Source organism: Nocardia nova (genome assembly GCF_002933465.1).
In the GTDB taxonomy this organism is placed as follows: domain Bacteria; phylum Actinomycetota; class Actinomycetes; order Mycobacteriales; family Mycobacteriaceae; genus Nocardia; species Nocardia nova_B.
Window position 1 is genome coordinate 26,116 of record NZ_PSZE01000022.1, and the last position, 18,421, is coordinate 44,536.

The following is an 18,421-nucleotide window of genomic DNA, read 5'->3' on the forward strand; positions in this document are numbered from 1 at the left end:
CCCATTCGCCACTATTCATAGCTATATCGAATTACCGTGACCCTGGTCACTTTTAGGCATACTCGCGCAATCCGAACCTCGCAGAGCGCAAACTTCGCGCCGGTCCGGCCGTCGGCCGGCGTCCGGACCGATCCTGTCGGACCCCGCGCATACGCTGCTCGCCGTGCCCTCCCCCGTTCCGCGACCGGCCCAGCTGGCCTTCGAACTCCCCGGTCACGGCGGCGACGAGCCCGAGATCGCACTACGAGACGTCACCTTCGTCGTGGTGGACCTCGAGACCACCGGGACCCGGCCCGACGGGGACGCCATCACCGAAATAGGGGCGGTGAAGGTGCGCGGCGGCGAAGTGCTCGGCGAATTCGCGACGCTGGTCGATCCCGGCTGCGCGATTCCCCCGCAGATCGTGCAGGTCACCGGCATTACCACCGCGATGGTCCTGGAGGCCCCGCGGATCGAGGCGGTGCTACCCGGATTTCTCGAATTCGCTTCGGGCGCAGTGCTCGTCGCCCACAACGCCCGCTTCGACATGTCCTTCCTGAAGGCGGCGGCCCAACGCTGCGATACCGCATGGCCGGCCTTCCAGGTGCTGTGCACGGTTCAGCTGGCGCGGCGCATTCTCGATCGGGACGAGGCGCCGACGGTGCGGCTCTCGGCGCTGGCTCAACTCCTCGGCTCCTCCACCCGGCCCACGCACCGCGCCCTCGACGACGCGCGCGCCACCGTGGACGTCCTGCACGCGCTGTTCGAACGGGTGGGCAATCTCGGTGTGCAGACCCTGCCCGAATTGATGGACTATCTGCCCGAGGTCACCCGCCGCCAGCGCTCCAAGCGCATCCTCGCCGCCGATCTGCCCGCCGCACCGGGGGTGTATCTGTTCCGGGGGCCCTCGGAGGAAGTCCTCTATATAGGGACGGCGGTGAATCTGCGCCGGCGCGTGCGCACTTACTTCACCGGCTCCGAAACCCGCACCCGGATGCGGGAAATGGTCATGCTCGCCACCCGCGTCGATCACGTCCGCTGCGCGCACGGACTGGAAGCGGGAGTGCGCGAGCTGCGCCTGCTGGTGGCGCACACCCCGCCCTACAACCGGCGCTCGAAATTCCCCCAGCGCGCATGGTGGCTGACGATGACCGACGAGCCCTTCCCTCGATTCGCGGTGAGCCGCACACCGACCGCCTATGCCCTGGGGCCCTTCGGTTCCCGCACCGACGCCACCGAGGTCGCGGCGACCCTCGCGGAATACAGCGGCCTGCGCACTTGCACGACGCGCATCCCCCGCGGCGGTGTGCACGGCAACGACTGTCCGCCCGCGGCCGTGGGCGGGTGCCCGGCGGCGATCTTCGGCGAGCGGGTGCCGGCGGCACAGTACGCGGCCGCGCCGCGGGCGGTGCGGGATCTGTTCACCGGCCGTGACGACGCACCCCTGCGGGCTATCGCCGCCCGCATCGACGAGTACGTCGCCGCAGAGCATTTCGAGGCCGCCGCGCGGCTGCGTGATCGGACCTGCGCCGTGGTGCGGGCGCTACGCCGCACTCAGCGCCTGGCCGCCCTCGCCCGGATCGCCGAGCTGATCGCGGCCCGTCCCGACGGCAGCGGCGGCTGGGAGTTCGCGGTGATCCGCTACGGCCGGCTCGCCGCCGCCGGGACCGCCGCGCGCGGTATCCCACCGATGCCGGTGGTCGACAGCCTGGTCGCCGCCGCCGAGACGGTCCGGCCCACCACGATCGCGCCGGGCCCGTCCCCGGAGCCGCGCATCCCCACCGACACGGATGATCTGCACGATCCCGACCACCCGCCGCTGCGCGGCGCCCCGCCCGAGGAAACCGGCGTGATCGCCCGCTGGCTCGACCAACCCGGAACCCGCATCGTACGCACCAGCGACGGCTACCGGGAACCGCGTCTGGGCGCCGGCCCCTGGCTGGAATGGGTGGAAAGGGCGGACACCGCGCTGCGCACGGAATCGGCGGCGGGCGAGTACCTTTCACGCACCATCGCCTGAACCGCCCAGATTCTCCGACTCCGTCCTCGAGCCCGGAAACTCGGGAGCCTCGGTCCTGCTGCCACGTCAGTGCTCCGAGACGGCGCGAGCTCGGTCCGGATATGCGGAACTCCCGTCGGCACTCACTCCCCCAGCGAGAACCCGGCCTCCACATCGGCACTCGAATACGACTTGAAGGCGATATGGGTCGTCGTGCGCAAAACTCCGGCGGTCTTGTTCACCCGACCGGTCACCACCTCGGCGATCTGTTCGTGATCGCGCACCCGCACCACCGCGATGAGGTCGACGTCTCCCGCGCACGAGTAGACCTCGGCGACGCCGTCGAGATCGGCCAGTGCCTGCGCGGTTTCGGGAATCCGGGCCGCCTCGGCATGGATCAGAACGATCGCGGTAATCATGAGCGTGAGTCTAATTGCGCGCCGCGGACGAGCCCGCACCGTGGCCGCGTCCCGCCGGAACGCGGTCGCCGCACATGACACCGGCCCCGCACACGACACGGCCGCAGATACGCCACCGCCCGCAGATCCCACACCGCCCACAGATACGACGAAGCCCCGAGTCGAAGGTCGACTCGGGGCTCCGGAACAGCGAACTCAGTGGCTGTGCTTGCCGCCGCCGCTGTTCTGCTCCTGGTAGGTGGCCAGGACCTCCAGCTGCTTGTGCTCGGCCTCGTGCTCGCTCGCGGTGAGCGCCTCGGCCTCGGCGGCCGGATCGGCCCGCAGGAACGAACCCGAACCCGGCTTGCCGGCCCAGCCCAGTTTGTTCATCTTCTTCGGCACCGGCGCGCCCTGGTACTCCAGCGGAATCGGGTGGCCGTGATCGTCGACCGGGCCCAGCGGCTGGTGCACCTCGATGTACTCACCGTGCGGCAGACGCTTGATCACACCGGTCTCGATGCCGTGCTCGAGCACCGTGCGGTCGGCGCGCTGCAGGCCCAGGCACAACCGGTACGCCAGGAAGTAGGCGATCGGCGGCGCGACGAGCAGGGCGATGCGGAAGAACCAGGTCGTCGCGTTCAGCGACACGTCGAACTTCAGCGCGATGATGTCGTTGACACAGGCCAGGGTCAGCACCAGGTAGAAGGCGATGGCCATGGCGCCGATCGCGGTGCGCACCGGCACGTCACGCGGACGCTGCAGGATGTTGTGGTGCACCGTGTCGCCGGTGAGGCGCTTCTCGATCCAGGGGTAGGCGATGAGCACCACGAATACCAGGCCCATGATCAGCGCGACCCAGAACGGAGCCGGAACGGTGTAACGGCCCAGATACAGCTCCCACGGCGGCATCAGACGGGCCATACCGTCGGTCCACATCATGTAGAAGTCGGGCTGCGAACCGGCCGAAACCTGTGACGGGTTGTAGGGGCCCAGGTTCCAGATCGGGTTGATCTGCAGCACACCACCCATGACGGCGAGCACGCCCAGGGTGAACATGAAGAACGCGCCCTGGTCGGCGGCGAACACCGGCACGATGCGGGCACCGACCACGTTGTTCTCGGTGCGGCCCGGCCCGGGGAACTGGGTGTGCTTCTGGTACCAGACGATCGCCACGTGCGCCGCGATCAGCGCCAGCATGATGCCCGGGAAGAGCAGCACGTGCGCGATGTACAGGCGCGGGATGATGATCGTGCCCGGGAAGTCACCGCCGAAGATCAGCCAGTGCATCCAGGTGCCGACCAGCGGAATGCCCATGGTGATACCACCGAAGGCGGCCCGCAGACCGGTACCCGACAGCAGGTCGTCGGGCAGCGAGTAGCCGAAGAAGCCCTCGAACATCGCCAGGATCAGCAGCAACGAGCCGATCACCCAGTTCGCCTCACGCGGCTTGCGGAACGCACCGGTGAAGAAGATGCGGAACAGATGGATGATGATCGAGCACGCGAACAGCAGCGCCGCCCAGTGGTGCACCTGGCGGACGAACAGACCGCCGCGCACCTCGAAGGAGATGTTCAACGCCGTCTCGTACGCCCGCGACATGGTTACGCCGCGCAGCGGCTGGTAGGCGCCGTGGTAGACGACCTCGCTCATCGACGGATCGAAGAACAGCGTCAGGTAGATACCCGACAGGATCAGGATGATGAAGGCGTAGAGCGCGATCTCACCCAGCAGGAACGACCAGTGGGTCGGGAAGACCTTGTTGATCGACCGTTTCACGAACGCCGCGGCACGATACCGCTCGTCCATCTCGTTGGCCTGTGCGACCACTTTGCTCGGACTCATGAACGACGCTCCCAGAAGGCCGGACCGAGCGGCTCGATGAAGTCGCCGTTGGCGACCAGGTAGCCGTCGGTGTTGACGGTGATGGGCAGCTGCGGCAGCGCGCGGGCGGCGGGACCGAAGATCGGCTTACCCCACTCGGTCGCCGAGAACTGCGACTGATGGCACGGGCACAGAATCCGGTTGGTCTGCTGCTCGAACAGCGAGGTCGGGCAGCCCAGGTGAGTGCAGATCTTCGAGTACGCCCAGTAGTCACCGAAGTTGAAGCTCTCCTGGCCCTTGCGCTTGATCGCCTTCTGCCCGTCCTCGGGGCGCAGGCGGATCAACATGACCGCGTTGCGGATGCCGCGCAGCGACTGGAGGGTCTCCTCCTCGTTGCCGCGCCACTCCTCTTTCCAGGGAAACACGGTCTCCATGGCACCGGCGTCGAGGTCTTCCGGCCGCACCAGCACGATGTCCTCGGGCCGGCCCGTGTCCTTGCGCAGGTAGATGGTCTGGCCCGGGTAGTCCGGAGTCCAGCCCGACACCCACAGCGGGGACTTCATGCCCTTGGCCCACGGGTTCTTGATCATGCCGCCGACGAACAGGAACAGTGCGCCGATACCCAGCACACCCACGCCCAGTCCGGCGGTACGGGTGATCATCTTGCGACGACCCAGCGTCGAGGTCTCCAGCGCGTCCGACAGCTGCGCGCCCAGGGTCCGCCGGTCGACCTCGTCGGAGGGACCGTCGTGGCGGGTCTGGATGGAGATCTCGTTCGGGACGAACTTCTTGCGGATGATGACCGCGGCGACGCCGATGGCCAGCACCGCGATACCCAGCAGCAGGCCGTAGAGCGGCGTGGCCAGCGAGTACAGGCCGTTGCCGTCCTCGTTGCGGCCCTTGTATTCCCAGGGCCAGAAGAGGTAGACGCCGATCAGCCCGGCCGCCGCCAGGGCGGAGATGGCGAACCAGAACGTCACGTGGCGCTCGGCCCGCTTCTCCGCGCGTGTGCCCGGAACCGGCCAGCGCGGAGCGCGGTAGACGACGTCGACACCGTCGCGCGCGGTACCGAGTTCGACCAGCTCGGCGGTCGACATCGCGTCGAGCTGCTCCTCGGTGGGGTTCAGGTTCACGCCCTTACCGCCGCCATCCTCAGGCCGGCTCATCTCGTTTCGCTCCTGTTCGCTCATGATCGCGATCCGATCCACATCGCGGCGCCGACCAGCACGATGATGCCGGCGACCCAGATGGCGATGGCCTCGGTCGCGGGACCGAAACCGCCCAGGCCGTATCCGGCCTCCGGCTTGGTCTCGGTGCGGTCCTTCACATAGGCCACGATGTCACGCTTCTCCTCCGGAGACAGCTGCCGGTCGGAGAATTTCGGCATATTCTGCGGGCCGGTGAGCATCGCGGTGTAGATCTGCTGCGAGCTGGCCGGCTCCAGCGGCGGCGCGAACTTGCCGGAGGACAGCGCACCGCCCTTACCGGTGAAGTTGTGGCAGGACGCGCAGTTGAGGCGGAACAACTCGCCACCGCGTCCCAGGTCGGCTCCCTTGATGAGGGAATCCTGCGCGATCTCGCCGTTCGGGTCGCGGACCACGGTCGGGCCGCCGCCGTTGGCCGCCACGTACGCGCCCAGCGCGTCGGTCTGGCGGGCGTCGAACTTCGGGGGCTTGCGCTGGATCTGCGCGCCGTTACCCGCGGCGGGCATGCGGCCGGTGGACACCTGGAAGTAGACCGCCGCCTCGCCGACACCGATCAGGCTGGGGCCGCGGTCCTGCACACCCTGCAGGTTGGCGCCGTGGCAGGTGATGCAGGAGGTCTCATAGATCTGCTTACCCTCGCGGATCAGCGCGGACTGATCCTCGTTGGCCGTCGCGACCTGTGCGTGCGGGGTGAGCGCCGATGCCGCGAAGCCGGCTCCGACGAGGCCCATCAGAAGAACCAGACCGCCGGCGAGCTTGCGGCGCATCCGGCGCTGCTTGCGGGTCTTGATGGCCTGGTTGTTCTCAGCGCTGCCGATCCCGCTCGTGGGATCTGGCGCTGACGGGGGAGATGAACTCATCTGTGTCCCTTTGGAGTAGACGGAACCGACTTGTGCAAAGTGTGTATTTGTCGCGGACCGCGCGTGACGGCCGCCGCCCGGCTAGCGGACGAAGTAGATCGTGGCGAACAGCCCGATCCAGACGATGTCGACGAAGTGCCAGTAGTAGGAGACCACGATGGCCGCGGTGGCCTGGGCGGGCGTGAACTTACTGACCTTGGTGCGAATCAGCAGGAAGATGAACGCGATGAGACCGCCGATGACGTGCAGACCATGGAAGCCGGTGGTGATGAAGAACACCGAGCCGTAGATGCTGCTCGAGATGGTGGTGCCCTCTTGGTAGAGCGCGTGGTACTCGGTGCCCTGACCGGCCACGAAGAACGCGCCCATGAGGAAGGTGAGCAGGTACCAGCGGCGCAGGCCGAAGACATCGCCGCGCTCGGCCGAGAACACACCCATCTGGCAGGTGAACGAGGAAGCGATCAGCACGGCCGTGACCGGCACGGCGAGCTTGAGATTCAGCTCGGTCGGTTCCGGCGGCCAGTTGCCATGAGCCTGGGCACGAGCGACGAAGTACATGGCGAAGAGGCCGGCGAAGAACATCAGCTCGCTCGACAGCCAGATGATGGTTCCGACGCTGACCATGTTGGGCCGGTTCAGCGAATGCACACGCTGAGTAATGGCCGATCCTGGGGTCCCTACTGCGGTCGTCACGCCGGTAAGTATGACTCGTCGTAGTACGACAGGCGTAGCCGGGTGCGAATTCGGGGTGTCGGACTCGGAATCGTCAGCGCGCGTGCGGGTCTGGGGCCCGGTTCGGCGTGTCCGGTGAACCCGCAGGTCGAGCGCCGATGCGACCATGGTGACCAGCGGAAATCCCGGATATGCGATGCTGCGTCGAAGCACGGAGGAAGGCGGATGGAATGGGAATTCGATCGGTGTGGCAGCGCCTGTCGGGCCGGGGTGCGGCGGCGGAATTGGATCCGGCACGAACGGATCTGATGGTCGTCGTGTCCAGTTTCGACGATGCCGAAGCCTGCTCGAGCGCACTCGCGCGCGCGACCGGCTGGCGCGCCGAGGAGCAGGCCCTGCTGCGTCATCATCTGCGTATCCCGGCGGCGGCCCGGGACGAGGTCGTGGCCATCGCCGCCCAGGACGGCTACTCCCCCGTCGCGGCGTCCGAGGCCTTTGCGAACGGCAGTCATACCGAATTGGTATTACAGCGGGTGCAGGTCCTCGATGCGCTGCACTGCTCGCAAGAGCGGTCGCGGATGGCCGGATTGGCACAGCGGCACGAAGGCACGGCGGTGGGCTGGGACGCACTTCAGCCGAGCGGGGCCGGGCCGAGTTCTCCGTAGTCTCTGTCCTCCGTAGTCTCTGTCCTCCGTAGTCTCTGTCCTCCGTAGTCTCTTCTGCCGTCTCCTTCCGCCGCGCGTACGCATGCCCGCCCGCACCGGGCCGGCGCCGCTCGCGGGAAAGACGCCGAGCACAAAGAAATTGCCTCCGCCGATTAGGCTGCTAGCCGGGCGGCCGACGACGATCCGACGGCCCCCACGCCCGCGTGGACGAGCGATGCGGGTGTCCGATCGCGAACGGGAGATGTGATGAGCGCGCGCAGCTGGCCCGAGATTCTCGGTGCCCTGACCGACGGGGTCGATCTGACCGCGGAGGAGGCGGCGTGGGCGATCGACGAGATTTTCTCCGACAACGCCACCCAGGCGCAGATCGCGGCCTTCGGCGTGGCCATCAAGATGAAGGGCCCCACCGCGATCGAGCTGTCCGGACTGGCGACCGGCATGTTGAGCCATGCCCGGCGGGTGTCGCTCGGTATGGGCGCGGTCGACATCGTCGGCACCGGCGGCGACCGCTCCGGCACGGTCAATATCTCCACGATGTCCTCGATCGTGGTGTCCGCGGCGGGCATTCCGGTGGTGAAGCACGGTAATCGGGCGGCGTCGTCGAAGAGCGGCGGCGCGGACGTGCTCGAGGCGCTGGGTGTGCGGATCGCGTTGAGCCCGGAGTCGGTGGCTCAGTGTGTGCGCGAGGTGGGCATCGGCTTCTGCTTCGCCCCGCTGTTTCATCCGGCGCTGCGGTTCGCCGGTCCGGCGCGCAAGGAGATCGGCATTCCGACGGTCTTCAACGTGCTGGGCCCGCTGACCAATCCGGCGCAGCCGAGCGCGGGCCTGATCGGATGCGCCTTCCCCGAGCTCGTCCCGGTGATCGCGGGGGCGTTCGCCGAACGGGGCGCCAATGCGCTGGTGGTGCGCGGTAATGACGGCCTCGACGAGATCACCACCGCCGACACCACCGATGTTTGGGTCGTCTCCGCGGGTGAAAAGTACGAGACCGTCATCGATCCGACGCGCCTGGGCATCCCCCGCGTGGATCCGGCGGCGCTGCGCGGCGGCGATGCGACGGTCAACGCCGCGATCGCCCGCGACATGTTCCACGGCGCCCCGGGGCCCGTCCGCGACGCCGTCCTGCTCAACTCCGCCGCCGCGATCGTCGCCTTCGAGCTGACCCCCGAGACCGCCCGCACCGATATCCACGAGCTACTGCGCCCGGCCTTGGAACGGGCGGCCGCCTCGGTCGACACCGGAGCGGCGACCCAACTGCTCGACCGCTGGGTGAAAGTGAGCAACGAACTCGGGGACTGAACCGGGACAGCAACGCCCGGTCACGCCGACCGGGCGACTCGGCCGTTCACGCAGAGGTCCTCGACATACACCGCTCGGTTATCGCGGATAACTTCACTGGACCGCTTCTGCAACCAGTCCGCACGGGAATCGCGCGCCCGCGCATCACATTTCGCCACCCGTCGGCGGGCTCGCGCACGATTCGAGCTGCCGGGCTGCTTCCTGGACGACTCCCGCTGAGCATGTCGTAGTCCAGGCTCGGCCCGGCGTAGAAACCTCGGTGAGGTGATCTGTGTCCCGTCAGTACGGCAAACGCACGCACGCGGCCCCAGATCGACGCCGACCTCGGTGTCGATTCCGGCAAGGGCTCGGGACCCGACTGCACTCGACGAATGCGCGGACCGTGCCGCGGAAGGTGCCGTGGTCCTCGGTGACGCTGGTTCTGCGCATGATGGCTTGACAACTTCATTGAGACTCCCGGAGGGGGTTTCAGAGCCGACGGCCGCCGTCGACGTAAATGGTCTGGCCGGTGATGAAGGACGCCTCGTCGGAGGCGAGGAAGGCCACGGTGTTCGCGATGTCCTCGGGGCGTCCGACCCGGCGCACCGGAGTGATCTCGGCCGATTTCGCCTGCCACTGCTCGACCGACACGCCGACGCGGGCCGCGGTGGCGGCGGTCATCTCGGTGACGATGAAGCCCGGCGCGACGGCGTTGACGTTGATGCCGTAGGGGCCCAGCTCGATGGCCAGGGTGCGGGTGAGTCCCTGAATGCCCATCTTGGCGGCCGAGTAGTTCGCCTGTCCGCGGTTGCCGAGCGCCGAGACGCTGGAGGTGTTGACGATCTTGCCGTAGCGGCGGGCGACCATATGCCGTTGTGCCGCACGGGAACACAGGAACGCGCCGCGCAGGTGGACCGACATCACGGTGTCCCAGTCGTCGGCCGACATCTTGAACAGCAGGTTGTCGCGCAGCACGCCGGCGTTGTTGACCAGGATGTCGAGCGATCCCAGCTCCGCGGCGACCCGATCGAAGGCGGCGTCGACGCCCGCCTCGTCGGTGACATCGCAGGCCAGCGGGACGGCCACTCCACCGGCCGCGACGATCTCGTCCGCCGTTGCCTTGCAGGCATTCTCGTCGAGGTCGGCGATGGCCACGGCCGCCCCATCGGCGGCCAGGCGGGCCGCGGTGGCCGCACCGATGCCCCGGGCGGCCCCGGTCACCACGGCCACTCTGCGCTGATCTGTCATCGAATTCTCTCCTCGAAATCGGTTGTCACACGAAGGCGTTCACGCCGGTGAGGGCGCGTCCGATGAGTAGTTTCTGGATCTGGCTGGTGCCTTCGTAGAGGGTGAGCACCCGCGCGTCGCGCAGATACTTCGACACCGGGTATTCGTCGATGTACCCGTACCCGCCGAATACCTGGATGGCGTTGTTCGCCGCCTTCACCGCGGCCTCACTGGCGAACAGCTTCGCCACCGACGCCTCGGTGCCGAACGGTTCGCCGCGATCGACCAGGTCGGCGACCCGCCAGGCCAACAGCCGCGCGGCCTCCACATCGACGGCGATATCGGCGATCAACTCCTGCACCAGCTGGTAGGAGGCGATCGGTTTACCGAATTGTTCGCGTTCCCCGGCATAGCGCACGGCGGCCTCGAGGCAGGCGCGGGCGACCCCGACACATCCCGCGGCCACGCCCATACGCCCCTTGTCGAGGGCGGCCATCGCGATCCGGAACCCCTGCCCCTCGCCGCCGAGTCGCGCCGCATCCGGCACCCGCACCCCGTCGAGCACGATTTCCGCGGTCGCTTGTCCGCGCAGACCGAGTTTGCCCTTGATCTCGGTGCGGCCGAAACCCGTTGTGTCGGTGGGCACGAGGAACGCGGTGACCCCTTTGGGCCCCGGTTCGCCGGTGCGGGCGAAGATCAGCGCGACATCGGCCCAGGTGCCGTTGGTGATGAACATCTTGGTGCCGGAGAGCAACCAGTCCTCGCCGTCGCGGACGGCACGGGTGGTCAGATTCGCCGCGTCGGACCCGGTGCCCGGTTCGGTGAGGCCGAAGCAGCCCAGCGACTCCCCCGCGCACAAGCGTGGCAGCCAGTCCCGCTTCTGCTGTTCACTGCCGTAGCTCGTGATCGATTTCCCCACCAGGCCGAGCGAGACCGACACGATGCCGCGCACCGAGCTGTCGCCACGACCGAGCTCCTCGAGCAGCAGGCAGTACGACAGCGCGTCACCACCGGAGCCGCCGTACTCCTCCGGGATCTCGATACCGAGAAAGCCCATGTCGCCGAGCTTGCGCACGATCGCGGTATCCACCGATTCGGCGCGGTCCCAGGCCGCGGCGTAGGGCACGACCTCCTTGTCGACCCAGGCGCGGGCAACCTCGCGCAGCTCGCGGTGGGCATCGCCGAGTTGCAGGTCCATGACGGACATCTCCTAACCGAACGTTGTTAGGTATCTACCGCTAGGATAAACTAACAGTGTTCGGATGTTCAAGACCCCGGTGCCCAACCTGTAGGTTGACTCGGCACGGTCCGGTTTCGCGGCGAAGGAGGTGGCGAGGATGCCTCGGCCACGGGTACCGCTACTGAGTCGCGAACGCATCCGCGAGACGGCACTGGAATTGATCGACCGCGACGGACTGCCCGAACTCTCGATGCGGAAACTGGCCGCCGAGCTGGGCGTTCAGGCGCCCTCGCTGTACGGCCACTACCCCACCAAGGACGATCTGCTCGACGATATCGCCGCCCGCATCATGTCCCATGTGGACGCCTCGGCCTTCGAGACCGCCGACTGGCGGACGGGGCTGATGTCGTGGGCGCGCTCGTATCGCGCCGCCCTGGTCCGCCACCCCAACTTCGTGCCGTACCTCGCCTCCGGCCCCGGAAACCGCGACGAGAATCTACGCGCCGCCGACGCGGTACACGGCGGCTTGGTCGGCGCCGGCTGGCCGCCCCGCCAGGCCACGATGATCGGAGCGGCCACCCGCTATGTGGTGATGGGTTCCACCATCGGCTCGTTCTCCCGCGGCTTCGTCGACGACGTGCAGGTCTACCGCGATCGCTACCCGCACCTGGAGCAGGCCCATCTACTGCGCGCCAAGGCCGACGAAATCGACTCGGAGAGTTTCGAATTGGCGCTGGAATCGTTCGTCGCGGGGCTGGAGCTGCGCTTCGCCGCGATCGAACAGCGGCGCGCCCGGCGCCGGGAGAAATCGGCCGAGGGCTGAGCCGGCCCCCGCCGGTGAGAGCTACGGGATTCGTCCGAACAACACCACGGACCGGCACGGTAGTGGTGATCCGTGCCGGTCCGTCCGCTGTACCACCGTCTCAGAGGTCCGCGAAGACCGACCTCACCTCGTCCTCGGTCAATCCGTAGTCGGCCAGCGCATACGTGTGCGCGGGCTTGCGGTCGCCCGATTTGCTCTCCTCGTCGAGCGCCTGCATCGCGTTCCGGGCCGGCTCGGTGTAATCCAGCCCGAACGTCGAATAGATCCTCTCGACGGTACCGAACGGATCCGCCCGTAGATCCTCGAACTGGACGTCGAGGAACTGATCGGGGTTGTATCGCGCACGCACGGAATTGAATTCGCGCAGGCCCCGCGACCAGAGTTCGAGCTGGGAACGGCCGATCGTCTCACCGACGAAGATGTTCGACCAGCCCTTGGTGGCCTGTTCGGACAGGCTGCACGACGAACCGACGATGGTCACCGGGTCGCGGTGGGTCTGGATGATCAGCGCATCGGGGTAGACCTCCATCAGCGCGTCCAGCGCGAACAGGTGGCTGGGGTTCTTCAGCACCCAGCCGCGCGTGTCACCCAGGCCGATCAGCTGCAGATTGCGCTTGTGCCGCTGATAGGCGTTGGTCCAGTCCTGCTGCTGCAACCACTGCGAATAGGTCGGCAGATACGCCAGCGATTCGTAGGCGATGGACTTCACCGTCTGACGCAGCAACTGCCAGCATTCCTCGACTTCGGCGGCACTCATGTAATGCAGGCCCATGAATTCCGGATTCTCGATGTGATGCTGCGCGAAACCGGCGTCGATCTGCTGGAACACCGGATTGTCGGCCCATGTCTCCCGCGGCGGGCGCGGCTGCGGCAGTTCGGTCAGCCACATCTCGAGCGCCTGATGCCGCGGGTCGGCGGCCAGCAGCCGATGCAGCGCGGTGGTGCCGGTGCGGGGCAGGCCGGTGACGAAGATCGGCCGCTCGATCGCGGTCTGGGCGTACCCGGGATTGGCCTTCCAGGACGCCTCGCTCAGCGCCCGCGCGACCAATGCGCCGCGCAGGAAGTAGCGGTTCATCTTGGAACCGAGTTCGGTGAGGTCGGCGTCGCGCTGATAGGAGTCGAGCAGCACACCGAGCGCCTCGGTGTAGTCGTCGTCGCCGAAATCGGTGAGGCCGCAGAACTTGGTGGCCGAAGCATGGAGATCGGCGACGGTACCGACATTCGTGCGTGCAGTCATGAATTGTCCTTACTGAATGCGAAGGGCGGCACTGAATGCGAAGGGCGGCGCGGCAAACTCAAGCGTGGTATTCGCCGCAGTTGACGTCGAGGGTCTGGCCGGTGATGGCACTGGCCCACTCGGAGGCGAGAAAGACCACGGCCCTGGCGATCTCGTCCGGTTCGGGCAGACGTTTGAGATCCGATCGGGAGGCGGTCTGCTCGTACACCTGCTCGACCGTGATGCCGTATTTCTTGGCGACCTCCCCGAAATACCACTTCAACCGATCGGCCCAGATATAGCCGGGCGCCACACTGTTGACCCGAATCCCCTTGGCGCCCAGTTCTGTTGCCAGCGTCTGCGACATCGCCAGCAGCGCCGACTTGGCAACCTTGTAACTGCCGTAGCGCGGCTCGGAATGCCGCAGCACCGATGAATTGATCATGACCACCGCGCCGCGGGTCTTGGCCAGTTCATCGGTGAAGGCCTGGGTCGCTCGCAGCGTGCCGAGAACGGTCAACTCCAGGCTGTCGCTGATCTGCTGAAAGTCCGTGCGCGCCAGCGATTTCATCGACGGCATCGCGAACGCGTTGTTGATCAGCGCGTCGACCCGGCCGAAGGTCGCGACCGTGCGCTCGACCAGATTCGCCACCGCGGCGTCGTCGGTGATGTCGGTCGGCACGATCAGGCTCGTCCCGCCGGCGCCGTCGATCTCGTCGGCCACCTCCCGCAGCCGCGATTCGGTGCGCGCGGCCAGCACCACCTTCGCGCCGGCCGCGGCCGCCTGGACGCACAGCGAGCGGCCCAGTCCGGGGCCCACACCGCTGATCACGACCACCTTGTCGGCCAGCAGACCCGTTCCGTCGCTCATCCGAGCATCCGATCGGCGAAACCGCGTTGGCGGTCGGCGATGCGCGCTCGCCAGCCCGCCTCGTCGATGCGGTTGAGTTCGTAGTGCGGCAGTTGCGCCGCCACCTCGTCGAACGGCACGAGGGCGAACTGCGGCCCATCCGCGGCGGTCATCTCGCGGGCGACGCGCTGCCACCGGAACTGCAGGATGCCGCGGCGGCGCCCGGTGGTCTCGATCCAATTGGTGATGCCCGGGTTGCGAGCCGAGACCACCATGCGGATCATCCCGTCGGGATCGACCTGGGCCTGAGCGCTGTTGAGGCTGGTCTGGTGGTTGACGTAGTCGAGCGAGATGTACCAGCGACTACCGAGCTGGAACCCCTGATACGGCGCGTGGGATTTCGGCACCGTGATCACCAGCGCCTGGTCGTCGTCGAGATCGAAATGACCGACCGAGGAGTACTGCGTGCTGAGCCCGCCCGGGGTGAGCCGCGGTTCGGTGAGGGTGTTCACCGGCAGATCGAGGTAGAACCATTTGGGGAAGTTGAACCAGGTGTGGATGCGCTGCACCAACGCCCGCGCCGCGGCGCGATACCGCTTGCGCAACTGGTCGACACCGGGTTCGGCGGGCGCGGTCCCGACGGTGTCGAGACGCTCGATCCGGATACTGCCCTTCGTCTCCGCGTTCCAGTCGCCGTAGACCTCGCGCACCGCGAGCAGTGAAGCACCCTCGCCGAGCGCGAAGTAGTTCTGCCCGGCATCGGCTTTCGGCGGGCCGAAGCGCAGCCGATAGCTGCCGTCCGCGGCGATCCGCAGGCGGCGGTCGTCGAAGGCGTCGTCACCGTTGGGCACGTCGGTGGCGGTGTAATCACCGCGCAGCACCTGGAAGCTGAGGTCGACGGTACTGCCGCGAACGCCGGTGATCAGGTACTCCGCACCCGGCTCGATGCTGGCGTGGTAGTAGAGCGTATCCGGGTTGTCCAGGCCCATTTTCGCGTGCGGACCCGTAGAGCTGACGAAGTACGGGTGGCTGGTGCCGTGCGTGCCCGACAGCTGCAGGCAGGCGGCGATACTGCCCGCGAGGTAGGCGTATCCCTCGGCGAGGTCCTGCTCGTCGTGGATGAAATCCGCTGCCGCGATCAGCTTCTCGGCCTCGGCGATCGCCGCGGTGAACGGTTCGGTGAGCAGTTCGCCGCCCGGAATTCCGTTTCCGGCGGCGGTTTCGGTTCCCGGTGACGATCCTGTCGATGTACTCATGTCGTCCTAGCGTGTTGTGCGGGCAGAACTGCGGTTCACAGTCTCAGTTCGCGGCGGATCAGCGCGGCGATGTCGGCGGGTGAGCCGTGGTCGGGGGTGAGCACGAGCTCGGCGTGTTCGGGACGTTCGTAGGGTGAGTCGATACCGGTGAAATCCGGCAGCCGGCCCGCACGGGCCTTGGCGTACAACCCCTTCGGATCCCGGCGTTCGCACACCTCCAGCGGGGTGTCGACGAAGATCTCGTGGAAGTCCAGGCCGCTCGCGGCGTGCACCCGGCGCGCTTGCTCACGCTGGTCGGCGAACGGGCTGATCACCGAGACGATGGCGAACAGACCGGCGTCGGCGAACAACGAGGCGACCTGGGCCACCCGGCGGATGTTCTCGCGCCGGTCCTCGTCGGTGAAGCCGAGGTCGGCGTTGAGCCCGTGCCGCAGATTGTCGCCGTCGAGCCGATAGGCCGGGCGGCCGGCGGCTACCAGCTGGCGCTCCAATTCCACGGCGATCGTGGACTTTCCGGAGCCGGACAGACCGGTCAACCACACCGTCGCACCGGCGTGCGGACGCTGGCCGCGCCCCACCGACGAGCCGTGCCAGACGACGTCCTCGCGCACCACCGCCGGTGCGGCCGAGGCGTCGGGCACCGAATCCGGTCCGGTATCGCGGGCCAAAATCATACCGGCGGCCACGGTCTGGTCGGTGTCCTCGTCGATCAGGATGAAACTGCCGGTGCGGCGATTGTCGCGGTAACTGTCGACCATCAGCGGACGCTGGCCGCGCAGCGTGAGTCGGCCGATGTCGTTGAGCGCCAACGCATTCGCGTCGGTGACCCGGTGCAAGGTGTTGACGTCGAGCCGGTAGTCGAGGTCGTGGACCTGGACGCGGGTGGTCTGGGCGGCGGTGCGGATCGCATAGCGCGCACCGGGCCGCAGTTCGGTGGTCTCGGAGAACCAGCACACCATGGCGTCGACCTCATCGGCGATATGCGGCCGATTTCCCGGGCGGGCCAGCATATCTCCGCGCCCGACATCGACCTCGTCGTCGAGTTCCAGTGAGACCGCCATCCCGGTGAACCCCTCGTCGACCTTCACCCCGCCCGGCCCCCAGATCCGCGCGACCCGCGACGAGCGCCCGGACGGCAGCACGACCACCTCGTCGCCGGGTTTGAAGATGCCGCCGGCGATGGTTCCGGCATAGGTACGATGGCCGGCCCCGCCGGCCCCTCCGGCGGCATGCGGGCGGATCACGTACTGCACCGGCAGCCGCGCGTCGATCAGATTGCGGTCCGAGGCGATATGCACCTGTTCCAGGTGGCTCAGCAGCGGCGGGCCCGCATACCACGGCGTATGCGCGGAATCGGTGACCACATTGTCGCCGTGCAGCGCCGAGACCGGCACGAAACTCAGATCGCCGACGGTCAGTTTCGCCGCGAAATCGGCGAATTCCTCGCGGATCTCGTCGAATCGCGCGGCCGACCAGTCCACCAGATCCATCTTGTTCACGCACACCACCAGGTGCGGCACCCCGAGCAGCGAGGCCAGGAACGCGTGCCGGCGGGTCTGCTCGACCACGCCCTTGCGGGCATCGACCAGGATCAACGCCAGATCGGCCGTGGAGGCGCCGGTCACCATATTCCGCGTGTACTGCACGTGGCCCGGGGTGTCGGCGATGATGAACTTGCGGCGCGGCGTGGTGAAGTAGCGGTAGGCCACGTCGATGGTGATGCCCTGTTCCCGCTCGGCGCGCAGGCCGTCGGTCACCAGCGCCAGATCCGTCGCGGCATCACCACGTTGGGCGCTGGCGCGTTCGACGGCGGCCAGCTGATCGGAGAACAGGCTCTTGGAGTCGTAGAGCAGGCGGCCGATGAGGGTGGACTTGCCGTCGTCGACACTGCCGGCCGTCGCGAGACGTAACAGATTGCGACTCATCAGAAGTAGCCCTCCCGCTTGCGGTCTTCCATCCCGGATTCGGAGATGCGGTCGTCGGCGCGGGTGGCCCCGCGTTCGGTGAGCCGGGTGATCGCGGTTTCGGCGATCACGGCCGCCGGATCGCCGGCCTCGCTCTCGATACATCCGGTGCAGGTGGCGTCGCCGACGGTGCGGAACCGCACCGTCGTCTCGAACACCGGTTCGTCCGGCCCCGAAGTCAGGAAAGGATTGGCGGCCAGCAGCATTCCGTCGCGGCGGAACACCGGACGGCGGTGCGCGTAGTACAACGGCGGCAGTTCCACCGCCTCGCGGTCGATGTACTCCCAGATGTCGAGTTCGGTCCAGTTCGACAGCGGGAACACCCGAATATGCTGGCCCGCACGGTGTTTGCCGTTGTAGAGGTTCCACACCTCCGGGCGCTGCGCCCGCGGCTCCCAGGCGCCGAATTCGTCGCGGAAACTGAAGACCCGTTCCTTGGCGCGCGCCTTCTCCTCGTCGCGGCGCGCGCCGCCGAATACCGCGTCGAAGCGGTGTTCGGCGATCGCGCGCAGCAATGTGGTGGTCTGCAACCGATTCCGGCTCTCACCCGGGCGTTCGGTCACCCGCCCGGCGTCGATATCGTCCTGCACCCGCGCCACCAGCAGCCGCGCACCGAGCCTGGCGGCCGTGCGATCGCGGAAGTCGATCACCTCGTCGAAGTTGTGCCCGGTGTCGACGTGCAGCAGCGCGAACGGCAGCGCCGCCGGCCAGAACGCCTTACGCGCCAGCTCCAGCATCACCGCCGAATCCTTGCCGCCGGAGAACAGCAGCACCGGTCGTTCGAAGGTGGCCGCCACCTCTCGGAAGATGTGCACCGATTCGGCCTCGAGGGCCGACAGATGCGACAGCTCGTATCCCGTCCGCATCACATTCGCCTTGTCCGCATCGATCGCATCGCATCGCATCGCATCCACGAGCCGAATTCTCGACCACCTCGGGGTTGCAATGTCGAATATTCGACGCTATTGTTCGATATTGTGACACCGACGATAAGCGGACAGCTGCGCGTCGGTCAAGGGGTTGTCGGG

Annotated in this window: 17 protein-coding genes; 4 read left to right on the forward strand and 13 right to left on the reverse strand. The window is 67.4% G+C overall.

Features of this window, described 5'->3' with window-relative positions; genetic code table 11:
• Positions 1-163 precede the first annotated feature (163 nt).
• A complete protein-coding gene (locus C5E41_RS23285) occupies positions 164-1,999 on the forward strand; it encodes a DEDD exonuclease domain-containing protein (protein ID WP_104377900.1) in 1,836 nt (611 codons plus the stop codon).
• Between the two features lie 122 nt (positions 2,000-2,121).
• On the opposite strand, the gene C5E41_RS23290 is transcribed toward C5E41_RS23285, so the two are convergent.
• The 5 genes from C5E41_RS23290 to ctaE all read right to left on the reverse strand — a co-directional run bounded on the left by C5E41_RS23290 (position 2,122) and on the right by ctaE (position 6,955).
• The gene (locus C5E41_RS23290) at positions 2,122-2,397 is read right to left on the reverse strand and encodes an Lrp/AsnC family transcriptional regulator (protein WP_036500227.1); all 276 of its coding nucleotides are present in this window, start codon (positions 2,395-2,397) and stop codon (positions 2,122-2,124) included.
• Between the two features lie 195 nt (positions 2,398-2,592).
• Positions 2,593-4,218, reverse strand: coding sequence for a cytochrome bc1 complex cytochrome b subunit (qcrB, locus tag C5E41_RS23295; RefSeq protein WP_104377901.1), 1,626 nt, complete (start codon positions 4,216-4,218; stop codon positions 2,593-2,595).
• Positions 4,215-5,387, reverse strand: coding sequence for a cytochrome bc1 complex Rieske iron-sulfur subunit (gene qcrA / locus C5E41_RS23300; protein WP_104377960.1), 1,173 nt, complete (start codon positions 5,385-5,387; stop codon positions 4,215-4,217). Before qcrA ends, qcrB begins: the two co-directional genes overlap by 4 nt.
• Complete coding sequence (qcrC, locus tag C5E41_RS23305; RefSeq protein ID WP_104377902.1) at positions 5,384-6,262, reverse strand: cytochrome bc1 complex diheme cytochrome c subunit; 879 nt, start codon at positions 6,260-6,262, stop codon at positions 5,384-5,386. Before qcrC ends, qcrA begins: the two co-directional genes overlap by 4 nt.
• An 81-nt stretch (positions 6,263-6,343) precedes the next feature.
• Positions 6,344-6,955, reverse strand: a complete 612-nt coding sequence (gene ctaE, locus C5E41_RS23310) for an aa3-type cytochrome oxidase subunit III (protein ID WP_104377961.1) — start codon at positions 6,953-6,955, stop codon at positions 6,344-6,346.
• A gap of 209 nt (positions 6,956-7,164) precedes the next feature.
• On the opposite strand from ctaE, the gene C5E41_RS23315 reads away from it, so the two are divergent.
• Together C5E41_RS23315 and trpD are read left to right on the forward strand one after the other, a co-directional pair.
• Positions 7,165-7,599, forward strand: a complete 435-nt coding sequence (locus C5E41_RS23315; protein ID WP_104377903.1) for a hypothetical protein — start codon at positions 7,165-7,167, stop codon at positions 7,597-7,599.
• Between the two features lie 246 nt (positions 7,600-7,845).
• The gene (gene trpD / locus C5E41_RS23320; RefSeq protein ID WP_104377904.1) at positions 7,846-8,898 is read left to right on the forward strand and encodes an anthranilate phosphoribosyltransferase; all 1,053 of its coding nucleotides are present in this window, start codon (positions 7,846-7,848) and stop codon (positions 8,896-8,898) included.
• Between the two features lie 20 nt (positions 8,899-8,918).
• Here the strand turns inward: trpD and C5E41_RS36015 are convergent, their stop codons facing one another.
• The 3 genes from C5E41_RS36015 to C5E41_RS23335 form a co-directional block, all read right to left on the reverse strand.
• Positions 8,919-9,233 carry a transposase gene (locus tag C5E41_RS36015; RefSeq protein ID WP_104377905.1) on the reverse strand — a complete coding sequence of 105 codons (315 nt, stop codon included), beginning with the start codon at positions 9,231-9,233 and terminating at the stop codon, positions 8,919-8,921.
• Between the two features lie 133 nt (positions 9,234-9,366).
• A complete protein-coding gene (gene fabG, locus C5E41_RS23330; RefSeq protein ID WP_104377906.1) occupies positions 9,367-10,125 on the reverse strand; it encodes a 3-oxoacyl-ACP reductase FabG in 759 nt (252 codons plus the stop codon).
• A gap of 25 nt (positions 10,126-10,150) precedes the next feature.
• Positions 10,151-11,302, reverse strand: coding sequence for an acyl-CoA dehydrogenase family protein (locus C5E41_RS23335; RefSeq protein WP_104377907.1), 1,152 nt, complete (start codon positions 11,300-11,302; stop codon positions 10,151-10,153).
• A 139-nt stretch (positions 11,303-11,441) separates the two neighbouring features.
• Here C5E41_RS23335 and C5E41_RS23340 point away from each other — a divergent pair, with 139 nt between their 5' ends.
• On the forward strand, positions 11,442-12,107 hold the full coding sequence (locus C5E41_RS23340; protein WP_104377908.1) for a TetR family transcriptional regulator: 666 nt from the start codon (positions 11,442-11,444) through the stop codon (positions 12,105-12,107).
• 100 nt (positions 12,108-12,207) lie between these two features.
• Here the strand turns inward: C5E41_RS23340 and C5E41_RS23345 are convergent, their stop codons facing one another.
• From C5E41_RS23345 to cysD, 5 genes are read right to left on the reverse strand one after another with little or no spacing between them, the layout of a single operon-like run.
• Positions 12,208-13,344, reverse strand: coding sequence for a sulfotransferase family protein (locus tag C5E41_RS23345; protein WP_104377909.1), 1,137 nt, complete (start codon positions 13,342-13,344; stop codon positions 12,208-12,210).
• A 58-nt stretch (positions 13,345-13,402) separates the two neighbouring features.
• The gene (locus C5E41_RS23350) at positions 13,403-14,194 is read right to left on the reverse strand and encodes an SDR family oxidoreductase (protein WP_104377910.1); all 792 of its coding nucleotides are present in this window, start codon (positions 14,192-14,194) and stop codon (positions 13,403-13,405) included.
• Positions 14,191-15,429 carry a hypothetical protein gene (locus tag C5E41_RS23355; RefSeq protein WP_258081198.1) on the reverse strand — a complete coding sequence of 413 codons (1,239 nt, stop codon included), beginning with the start codon at positions 15,427-15,429 and terminating at the stop codon, positions 14,191-14,193. Before C5E41_RS23355 ends, C5E41_RS23350 begins: the two co-directional genes overlap by 4 nt.
• A gap of 35 nt (positions 15,430-15,464) precedes the next feature.
• Positions 15,465-17,354, reverse strand: coding sequence for an adenylyl-sulfate kinase (gene cysC / locus C5E41_RS23360; RefSeq protein WP_104377911.1), 1,890 nt, complete (start codon positions 17,352-17,354; stop codon positions 15,465-15,467).
• On the reverse strand, positions 17,354-18,298 hold the full coding sequence (cysD, locus tag C5E41_RS23365; RefSeq protein ID WP_258081204.1) for a sulfate adenylyltransferase subunit CysD: 945 nt from the start codon (positions 18,296-18,298) through the stop codon (positions 17,354-17,356). The genes cysC and cysD overlap by 1 nt, the downstream gene beginning before the upstream one ends.
• Between the last annotated feature and the right edge of the window lie 123 nt (positions 18,299-18,421).